The organism is Chamaesiphon sp. OTE_20_metabat_361 (assembly GCF_031364565.1).
The window spans coordinates 1-10648 of sequence record NZ_JANLWO010000347.1; the positions used below are offsets into that span (position 1 = coordinate 1).

The 10648-nt window shown below is 48.0% G+C and carries 9 protein-coding genes; 5 read left to right on the top strand and 4 right to left on the bottom strand.

The window, feature by feature from the left end; genetic code table 11:
* On the top strand, positions 1-1105 hold a 1105-nt coding region (locus RMO35_RS10085; protein ID WP_309740845.1), incomplete at its 5' end, for a pentapeptide repeat-containing protein.
* A gap of 803 nt (positions 1106-1908) precedes the next feature.
* Here the strand turns inward: RMO35_RS10085 and RMO35_RS10090 are convergent.
* On the bottom strand, positions 1909-2130 hold the full coding sequence (locus tag RMO35_RS10090; protein WP_309740846.1) for a hypothetical protein: 222 nt from the start codon (positions 2128-2130) through the stop codon (positions 1909-1911).
* A gap of 39 nt (positions 2131-2169) precedes the next feature.
* Complete coding sequence (locus RMO35_RS10095) at positions 2170-2379, bottom strand: hypothetical protein (protein ID WP_309740849.1); 210 nt, start codon at positions 2377-2379, stop codon at positions 2170-2172.
* A 34-nt stretch (positions 2380-2413) separates the two neighbouring features.
* Here RMO35_RS10095 and RMO35_RS10100 point away from each other — a divergent pair, with 34 nt between their 5' ends.
* Both RMO35_RS10100 and RMO35_RS10105 read left to right on the top strand, forming a co-directional pair.
* A complete protein-coding gene (locus tag RMO35_RS10100; RefSeq protein WP_309740853.1) occupies positions 2414-2716 on the top strand; it encodes a PEP-CTERM sorting domain-containing protein in 303 nt (100 codons plus the stop codon).
* A 208-nt stretch (positions 2717-2924) separates the two neighbouring features.
* Positions 2925-4160 (top strand): LL-diaminopimelate aminotransferase, encoded by a 1236-nt coding sequence (locus RMO35_RS10105; RefSeq protein ID WP_309740856.1) that lies wholly within the window; start codon positions 2925-2927, stop codon positions 4158-4160.
* Positions 4161-4308: 148 nt separating this feature from the next.
* Here RMO35_RS10105 and RMO35_RS10110 read toward each other — a convergent pair whose 3' ends face one another.
* Both RMO35_RS10110 and RMO35_RS10115 read right to left on the bottom strand, forming a co-directional pair.
* Positions 4309-4599, bottom strand: coding sequence for a YkvA family protein (locus tag RMO35_RS10110; RefSeq protein WP_309740858.1), 291 nt, complete (start codon positions 4597-4599; stop codon positions 4309-4311).
* A gap of 296 nt (positions 4600-4895) precedes the next feature.
* The gene (locus tag RMO35_RS10115) at positions 4896-5342 is read right to left on the bottom strand and encodes a hypothetical protein (RefSeq protein WP_309740860.1); all 447 of its coding nucleotides are present in this window, start codon (positions 5340-5342) and stop codon (positions 4896-4898) included.
* Between the two features lie 443 nt (positions 5343-5785).
* Between RMO35_RS10115 and RMO35_RS10120 the strand changes: the two genes are divergently transcribed.
* Both RMO35_RS10120 and RMO35_RS10125 read left to right on the top strand, forming a co-directional pair.
* Positions 5786-6739, top strand: a complete 954-nt coding sequence (locus RMO35_RS10120; protein WP_309740863.1) for a MoxR family ATPase — start codon at positions 5786-5788, stop codon at positions 6737-6739.
* A gap of 80 nt (positions 6740-6819) precedes the next feature.
* Positions 6820-10497, top strand: a complete 3678-nt coding sequence (locus RMO35_RS10125; RefSeq protein ID WP_309740865.1) for an AAA family ATPase — start codon at positions 6820-6822, stop codon at positions 10495-10497.
* Positions 10498-10648 lie beyond the last annotated feature (151 nt).

Genomic DNA, 10648 nt, shown 5'->3' on the forward strand with positions numbered 1-10648 from the left:
TGGATTGTGGTCTAAAAATGTCGGTCTTACTGTGGCAGGTTGTGCGATATCGCTCGGATTATCCGTGCCGATTCTCTACCAAGGTAGCCGTCACCGCCTGCCAAAATCGCTCTCTTCAGACCAACAATTGCGGTTAGTTACCGCGATTACACTTCTAGTAGCAATTGTCTCCTTACTCAAGATTTGTGGATTTTTTAATTATCTGAGTACTTCGTCTCCAAGTACCGATTGGAATACCATTGGAGCCTTGGGGTTGTGGGGTGGAGCCTTGGGACAAATGGCTATTGCCACGATCGCGGCATACGTTTCCTGGCGACAGTATATCGTCTCTCGCGATTTGACGATCGAGCAAAACCGACTCAATCACCAACAAAATATCCTGACACAGCAACAGACGGTCGATAATTACTTTCAAGGAATTTCCGATCTGGTGCTCGATGATGATGGCTTCTTGGAAGATTGGCCGCAGAAGCGGGCTTTTGCGGTAGGGCGCACGGCGGCACTGCTCGGGAGTATCAATGCTGAGGGGAAAGCACGGGTAATTCGCTTTTTGTCGCGCTCTCATCTGTTGACTCCCCTGCAACGCGATCTACGACTAGGTAAAGTGGTGCTCAATGGTAATGGCGGCTATGATGAAGACCGCATTTGTGGCGTGAGGGTCATCGATTTGGGCGCAATGCTTGCGGGTACAGATATCTCGGCAAGTGACTTGCGCTGGAGCGACCTGAGCGATGCTAACGCGATTCGGACTAATTTAAGTGGCTGCAATCTGATCGGCGCTAACTTATCGAGAACTATCCTCTATCAGGCTAACTTAAGCGGTGCCGACATCAAAGGTACGCGATTTTTTTATGGTAATCTCGAACATGCTAGCCCGCGAATTCCCGATCGATCTCCAGACTATATCACTGGAGAGTTTAGCGGTGCCGTAGTCGAAGATGTGGACTTTACCAACGTGCGTGGCATGTCTGTCGAGCAGCAGCAATATTGTTGTCAGTGGTGCGGCTCGGCTGCGCGGCAAACTATTCCCGGCGGCTGCGCGGGTATCGCCGATCGGTTATTGTTACCTGAGTATGTCGGCTCGGCACGCGCTTTTGATGATTGACTCTTACTTTTAGAAGATGTCTGAAAAGTCCAATTGCTTCGTTCCCGGTGGGATTTTCTACAGTTTACGAGTGCTACCCGATCCTTTTCCAACATTTTCTGAGGATATTGTCTCACGATCGAGCTGTGAATCCTCTCAAATATCACCTCTAATCTCGATCTCGTGACTACTCACATCGATAATTCGCGATCTAAATTTGGTGTTAGCCACCATTCGATTCGATTATTGTAAAAAACGACACGTTTATGATGTCGAATAACCTGTTTAAGAGTGCCAAGATCGCGATAATTGACTAGCTATTTCCCTAATTTTATCAGTAACTTAGTTGCCTAATAGCTGAAGTTATACTCGCTCGATCTTGTCTCGATCGATAGAGATCGTCGATTATCGGCCTGCATACTTACCAAAAGTAAGGTAGATTTCATACTCCGCTTTGGGTATCCTAACAAACCTTATCTAGCCTGCTAATCCATGTGGACTGGCAGGCTAGATGATAAGTCTTGAAGGTGGTAAAGATATCGCGCTCCGCTCCCAGGATATTTATAATAATTAGTATTTTTGACTGTTGACAAAAGTATTTAACAACAAAATAATCTTAATTTTGAGATAAATATAAGCTATTTAGCTTAAATGTTGAGGTTAACTTTGATTTGACGGTAGATTTATTTCAATATTTGTGTATATTCGCATTTGAGCTGTCATGACTAAGCCAATTCGCTGAAAAAAATATTACCGATCGAGCCAATGTAAATCTCGCGCTACGATGAAATCAGGTTGGCATTTGTCGTAAAAAATCGCAAATTTCATGTACTAATTTGCAACAGCCGTAAAAACATTAGTTTGTAAAGACAAATTGTACTCAAAAATAGGAAATTTACCATGAAGACCGAGCGATTAACGAATTTACCAAGCTTTAAAGGTTTCTCGAAGATTAATAGCATTACTAAAGCGATCGCAATTAGTGGCTTGGCAATGGGTGTTGCGGCTGTATTTTTTGGTGAATCAGCAGGCGCGGCTACTTTCAATGGTGGTCAGTTAAATTTTACAGGTTTAACGTCAGATTTCTACACACAGTTGAATTCCACTGCTGTCGGTGGAAACTTCACAATCAATTTCAACACACCAAGCAACAACGCCTCCATTTTGTCAAACACCTTGACTGTACCATCAGGGACAAATACTGCTTCATCATTAGCTCCATCTTCCTTCCAATCAATATCGTCTCCGGTGGGTACCTTCACCAAAAATACTGCCAGCACATTCACTCTTTCCAATGCATTATCATTTGCGTTTGGAAGTGGAACTACTGTGAACATTGCAAGTGGGAACCCATTTTCACTTAATTCTCTTAACAGTGGAGCTGTAAACTTTGGATTCACAAATGGTAATGGTATTGGCACGATTTTGAACGGTGCTGATGGTACGACAGCCCAAGTACTTTCCTTTACTGTTGGTGATGGATCGACTACTGGTGGTGGTAACTATGGTATTGTAGCTGGCCCAGTCGATCCTACCGCCGTTCCCGAGCCTTTTACAGTCATCGGTACGCTCGTCGGTGGTTCAGCAGCTCTACGGATGAGAAAGAAGTTGAGTGGCGCTGCTAAAAAATAGACCGCTGTCGATCGAGACTGACATTAAGTTAGTTTGAGTTTCAAGGATCGGCAACGATAATAAATCAAGGGAGAGCATTTGATTAAATGCTCTCCCTTTTGCAGTTACATAGCATAGCAGCATTGATTCAGATTGGCTGGGCGATCGCGGCTCTAAACCCTTACCCCGATGCGGTAAGCTGTTGAATGACGATTCGCGACACAAATATATGGCAACTATTAACGATAACTACCTAAAACTTAAAGCTGGCTACCTGTTTCCCGAAATTGCCAGACGCGTCAACACTTTCGCTCAAGCTAATCCTGACGCGCCAATTATCCGCTTGGGGATTGGGGATGTCACCGAACCATTACCAGTCGCGTGTCGCACGGCGATGACAACTGCGATCGAGGATATGGGCGATCGGGAAAAGTTTAAAGGTTATGGCCCCGAACAGGGTTATGCTTGGTTGCGAGAAGCGATCGCGACCAATGATTTTCAAGCGCGAGGATGTGCGATCGATTCGTCGGAAATCTTCATCTCAGATGGCTCTAAATGCGACTGTGGCAACATTCTCGACATTTTCGGACACGACAACACGATCGCCGTTACCGACCCCGTATACCCCGTTTATGTCGATACCAATGTCATGGCGGGTAATACTGGCGACGCCAACGATAAGGGCGAATATGGTGGTTTAGTTTATCTACCGATTACGGCGGAGAATGATTTTACCGCCCAAATTCCCAGTCAGAAAGTCGATTTGATTTATCTGTGTTTCCCAAATAATCCTACTGGTGCGACGGCGACACGAGCGCACCTCCAAGCTTGGGTAGATTATGCCAAAGCGCATGGCTCGATTATCTTCTTTGATGCGGCGTATGAGGCGTTTATTACCGATCCGAGTTTACCGCATTCGATTTATGAAATCGAAGGTGCGCGGGATTGCGCGATCGAGTTCCGCTCTTTCTCCAAAAATGCTGGCTTTACCGGGACTCGCTGCGCGTTGACGGTAGTACCAAAGACACTCACGGCTAAAGCCGCCGATGGTAGCGATGTGGAGCTATGGAAACTTTGGAATCGTCGCCAATCGACAAAGTTTAATGGTGTTTCGTACATCGTCCAACGTGGTGCGGAAGCTGTTTATTCACCAGAAGGTAAAGCTCAAGTCAAGGAATTGATTGGCTTTTATATGGAGAATGCTCGCATCATTCGCGACAAACTGACGGCGGCGGGATTGGAAGTGCATGGCGGGATTAATGCTCCCTATGTATGGGTAAAAACTCCCAATGGTTTATCTAGTTGGGACTTCTTTGATAAGTTATTAATTAACTGTCATGTTGTCGGTACTCCTGGTTCGGGTTTTGGTGCTGCGGGTGAGGGTTATTTCCGCATTTCGGCATTTAATAGTCGCGCAAATGTGGAAGAAGCAATGAAACGCATTGCTGAGAAATTTAAGGGTTAAGACTCGATATGATGGTTTGATTTTAATCGATCGATCGCTGTTTTGAATTGGTGGGCATTGCCCACCCTACATTTAAAGACATTAAAAAAGGTAGGGATAATTTATGAATTATCCCTACCTTTTTTAATGTCTTTACCAACCAGAATAATTATTGAATTGGCTGTACGTCAACCACTTGAACGGACACATCGGTTTTATTGACGGTCACGCGATTACTTTTTGACTGAAGTTTTGCTTTGGCAATTTGAGACACTTCGGCAACTAAGAGCGAGATAATCAATGTGTCATCAACTAGTCCAGCGAAAGGTAAAAAATCAGGAACTAGATCGATCGGGCTAACTAAGTAAACAACAGAAGCGGCAACAACCCACCAGCGATATTTAGGATTTTGTAATAAACTACGATACCAGTTATGCAGGGAGTGAATATTGAAGTTCATCGTTGGGTGCCTGAGTTGGTTTTTGTCGATACATCTATCATCTCAAATTCCCACGATTTGTACAGGTACGGTAAACCCATTTTTCAGGGTGGTTGTTCCCACTCTAATACTCTAACTCTTGCTCCCTTTCTTAAACTACGGTGTACACACAAGCCTGTTGGACTTCGTTTTGAGATCTAAATCCCCCAACCCCCAAGGATGCGCTTGCTCAGAGCCGGATCTTAGTCCCCCTTTTTAAGGGGGATTAGGGGGATTTACCCACTAGGAACGGAGCAATTAGACTTTTCAAACACCCTCTAAGCTGCATGACTAATCAAAAAATGAGTCATCTCCGCACAGATGCCTTCTAATTCAATTCGGCTGGACTCTGGTAAGCCAAAACCGACGTAGCTAAGTACTTCTTCCCAGGCTTGGAGTTCGGTCATCGTCTGGACTTGACGTAATTTTTCGGCATAAAAATTATGCCAGAATAAGGGTGCGATCTGGTCGTATTTCTTCCAGCGTTTGCGCCAAGCGCGGACATCGCGATGATTGGGTAATGCAACGCCGACGATCGGCGGTAAGTCGGCATAACTAACGAATGTACTGGTCTTTTTGCCAACAACATGCACTACATATCGCCAGCAATTAACTTTATAAATGTCTTCTGGCGATCGCTTGAGGTGCATGGCAACTGCCGATTTGGTGACAAATCGACTTTGCGGATTGGTTACAACCGTGGCAGGTTTGGAGGCTACTAACATGGGGGGACACCAAAAAGGGGCGAATGAGTTATTGGTGATGCACAAATTTAGGATGCTGGATTCGGAATTTAGCTAGGGGATTGCCCTTCATCGAAATCAGCGTCAAGTTGGGTAGATTTACGATCTATTATAGTACATCAATACCATGAATGCTAGGAACGGAGTTAAATTGTACGCTGAATTTCGATCGAAACTCAAGACACTAGATGTGGCGTGGTAGCTGGATTGAGACGCTAAGAGAGATGGGAGATGGGAGATGGGAGATGGGGGGACTAGGGGACTAAGAGACGAGGAGCTAGGGAAGTCGGAGTTACCCTTACCTTTTACCTTTTACCTCTTACCTTTTACCCAATCTCCCATCTCTTTTGGGTGTGAAATTGGGAAATATAGAGTGATACCGCATCATGCCTCGATCGCGGTTTATCCTACACCAGTTACAACCTATGCCTACTATTGTTTCCTCTGCACCGATCGATCGACTTAAGCAAAATATCGCTGGGCAAGTTGTTGGTAAGGATCGGCAGATTCAGTTGGTCTTGACAGCCTTATTAGCTGGCGGACACGTTTTACTCGAAGATGTCCCCGGAGTTGGTAAGACTTTGCTCGCCAAATCTTTAGCCAAATCGATCGATGGTAAATTTCAGCGGATTCAGTGTACGCCGGATCTATTGCCTTCGGATATTACGGGCACTAATATTTGGAATCCCGGCAGCCGTGAATTTGAATTTATTGCTGGGCCAGTTTTTACGAATATATTATTAGCCGATGAGATCAATCGGGCGACTCCCCGCACCCAGTCGGCATTACTCGAAGTGATGGAAGAGCGGCAAGTTACTTTGGATGGTCATTCGCGGGCGGTGGCGGCACCGTTTTTTACGATCGCGACTCAAAATCCGATCGAGTCCCACGGGACGTTTGTGCTACCAGAAGCACAAATGGATCGATTTACGATCTCGCTGAGTTTGGGTTATCCTGCTGCTGCTGAAGAACTCCAGATGTTGCAAGGATTGGCGGCTGGGGGGTCGGTAGAACAGCTCGAACCATGTATCTCGATCGAGCAGCTTCAAGCGATCCAGTACCAGTGTCGTGCCGTCACTGTCGATGTGGCGATCTCGCAATACATTGTCGATTTGGTGCGGGCGACGCGTCAAGATAGCGAGATCGCGCTGGGTGTCAGTCCGCGCGGTGCAGTGGCACTCTACCGGGCGACTCAAGCTTGGGCATGGCTTCAGGGGCGAGCTTATGCTATGCCAGATGATGTCAAGGAGCTGGCTGTCTGCGTTCTGGCACATCGGCTGATGATGGTGGGCGGTCGTCGGGGCGATCGGGCAATTGGGCGCATACTCCAAACCGTTCCGGTCGATTCGGCACTGGTGCAAAGCCGTCCCAAAATGTAGTAAACTATACAAAAAGACATCATCGCAGTCAATCGGTTATCTTGATTAATATCAATGTTGACTGTGATGGAGAATCGTGGATGGAAGTAGAGCGTGCTGAGGCGATCGTCAAAGAATTGCTAGCCCCAAAATACCTGACGCCACCACAAGAAATGGTATTTAGGGCAGCATGGCACGGTCAGTCTTATCGCGATCTAGCTACAGCGGCTGGCTATGACTGTACTTATATTAAAGGCGTGGGCGCACAAGTCTGGCGGATGTTGTCGATCGCGACCCAAACCAAAGTTTCCAAGGGTAATTTTCGCCAGATCCTTGAATCGGTTGCGGCAAGTCAACAATCTCTCAAGCACGAGCCAAAGCAGTCAGGGATTCACTGGGAAGAGGCGATCGATATCTCCGCATTTTACGGACGCGATCTCGAACGCGATCGCCTCTATCGGTGGCTGGTTGCCGATCGCTGTCGGTTGGTAGCTATTTTGGGGATGGGCGGTATGGGTAAAACCACGATCGCCATCAAAATGTTGCAGCAGCTACAAGCTGACATTGCTGCCGATCCCGATCGGCTCGATCCCGTTGGCGAAGCCTCTCGGTACGAGAATCGATTTAGTTGTATCGTGTGGCGGAGTTTACTCAATCCTTTACCGCTCAAGGAATTGCTTCCCGAATTAATTCGCACTCTGCTCGTCTCGCTGGGATTAAAAGTTGGTGAAGTCAGTCAGTTAGAGTTAGATTCCATCCCCAATTTAGTCTGTGGGCAGCTCGAATTTTTACTCGAAATTTGTCAGCGGCAGCGCTGTGCGATCGTTTTGGATAATGTCGAATCCATCTTCCAAGCAGGGGCGCAGGTGGGACAGTATCGATCGGGCTACGCAGACTATGGCGATCTATTTAGTATGTTAGGTCGGATGAATCATCAAAGTTGTCTGCTGATTACCAGTCGGGAAAAACCGACGGAAATTAGTCAGCTTGAAGGGATTAATGCTAAAGTCAGAACGCTAATTTTGCCGGGATTGGATGCTACTGCCGGACAAAGAATTTTTGCCGATCGGGGCTGTCTGCCGCTCGACTCATTAGAATGGGCAGAGATCGATCGTTATTGTGGTGGTAATCCCCTCGCCTTTCAACTGATTGCTGCCACTGTCCAGGAGGTCGCTGATGGGGATGCAGGCGAAATTTTGCACTACCTGCGATCGCAAAAGTTGGGATTTACCGACATTCACGTTTTGCTGGAGCAGCAATGGGAGCGGCTGACTCCCGAAGAGCAGCAGGTGATGTACTGGCTGGCAATCGGGCGCGAACCGATGTCGAGTGGCGATTTGGCGCGATCGCTCCATCCGGCTTGGAACGACCACCGTCAGGCCGATTATCTGCTGAGTACGCTCCAATCTTTACGCCGCCGCAGTATGATTTTTTCCCCTGCCGAACAGATGGAGCGCGGCAAGCGGCACTGGTCGTTACAGCCGATGGTGATGGAATATGTCACGGGTAAATTTGTCGAGCAGATTTGTATCGAGATCGAGCAACAGCAACCTTTTCTGGTGAATACTCACGCCATCGCTCAGGCAAATGCCAAGGAATATCTGCGGCTGGCACAATTACGGACGATCGTCCAACCCGCGATCGACAGGCTGCGGACAAAAATTGGCAATTCGCACCACATCGGTCGGCATCTGCGCCAAATGTTAGCCGATTGGCAAAGATCTCATTCGCTGCAAGCCGGATATTTTGCTGGTAATTTACTCAATTTTCTCATTCATCTCAAGCTGGATTTAACCGACTTGGACTGTTCGGAATTAGTCATCCAGCAGGCATACTTAGTCGGCATCGATTTAGTCGGGGTCGATTTTACGCATTCGCCACTGGTCGATTGTGCTTTTACGCAAACTTTTAGCAGTGTGTTGGCGATCGCTTATAGTCCAGACGGTCACATGCTAGCGGCTAGCGATAGCAGCGGTGAAATTCGCTTGTGGTCTGTGGCTGAGAGTCAATGTTTGCTAACTTGCTCGGGACATACCAATTGGGTGCGGGCGATCGCTTTTAGTCCTGACGGTCGGTACCTAGCCAGTTCTAGCGACGATCTGTGTATTAAGCTGTGGGATCTTCAAGATGGTACTTGCCTGAAAACGATCGGCGATGGCATCCACAGTTTGGGATTTAGCTTTAGTCCCGACGGTCGGTATTTAGCTAGCGGTAGTGCTAACAATCTCATCTATTACTGGGATGTGCAAACGGGCACCTGTATTCGCCAGTTCGAGGGACATCAGGACTGGTCGATGGATGTCAAATTTCACCCGAGCGGACGGCAGTTAGTGAGTGGTAGTGCCGATCGGACGGTGCGGATCTGGGATGTGGCAACTGGTCGGTGCGATCGCCTTCTCTCCGGCCATGAAAACCTGGTCACAAGCGTCGATTATCATCCTGATGGCAAAACAGTCGTCAGCGGTAGTTTGGATGGCAGCTTGCGGCTGTGGGATGTCTCTGAGGAGCTAGTGCCCGCGATCGATCGTTCTCGGCTAGTACTGACCGAACATGGTAACGAGATCTGGTCGGCGGTCTTTAGTCCTGACGGCTCGCAGTTTGCCAGTGCGGGGGTGGGTGGTTTGTTACGGATTTGGCGCACTAGCGACGGTCATTGTTTGCATCGCTTGGAGGGACATAGCGACAGGCTCTGGTCGGTCGCCTTTCATCCGGACGGGCATCGCATTGCTAGTGGGGGTGAAGACCGGACGATTCGGTTTTGGCAAGTCAGTGATGGTAAGTGTTTGCAGGCGCTCAATGGTTATATCAACTGGTTTAAATCGATCGCCTGGAGTCCCGACGGTCAGAACTTAATTACGGCGAGTCGGGATGCTCAGGTGAGAGTCTGGGCAATCGATCGACAGACTTGTCTGCACCAACTAGCCGGACATACTAAATCGATCCATGCTGTTGCTTACGATCCGCACGGATTGACTTTTGCCAGCAGTGGCGACGATCGGACGATTAGAATTTGGGATGCTAGCTCTTTGAGCTGTATTCAGTTGCTCCGGGGACATTCAGAGATCGTTTTGGCACTCGTATATAGTCCTGATGGTAAATATTTAGTCAGTAGCGGTGGCGATCTGAGCATTAGAGTCTGGGATACGCATCGATGGCGCTGCGTACATGTTCGCATGGGACATACCGATCGGATCGGCGGCTTGGCTTATCATCCCGAGCTGGATCTAATTGCCAGCGCCAGTGAAGATCGGACTGTCAAAATTTGGAATATTCACGATAGCACGCCACTACATACTCTCTCCCAGCATACCAATCGCGCGATCGCGGTGGCTTTCGATCCGGGCGGGACAATTCTCGCTAGCGGTGGGATGGATCGGCAGATTTTACTGTGGAATATCGCAACGGGGGAACTGTGCCACACTCTCACCGGACATGAAGGCTGGATTTTATCCCTTGCTTACAGTCCGGATGGTAAGTGGCTATATAGCGGTGCTTCCGATCGAACGGTGAAAGTCTGGTCGATGGAAACCGGACTGTGTACCGATACTTTTACCGGGCATCAGAGTTGGGTCTGGTGTATTGCCGTCAGCGGTTGCGGTCGATTTCTGGCTAGTGCCAGTGAAGATGAAACGATTCGACGGTGGGATGTAGCCGCTGGGAATGCGCTCTCGACCCGCCGCGCCGCTCGTCCCTATGAGGGGATGAAGATTGGTGGCGTGGAGGGCTTGACAAAAGCGCAAATCAATGAACTTAAAACGCTAGGCGCACAGGAGGGATAGTATTTTAGTGGAGAGTGAATAGTGACTAGACTTCCTGCGAAAGCAAAAACAAAATCTTTGTTAGTATTGTCTTCGTCAATTAAGTAGGTAGGTGCAGTTATTTATAAAATAGATTATGCCTGAAACCTAGTTGGTGGGCATTGCCCACCCT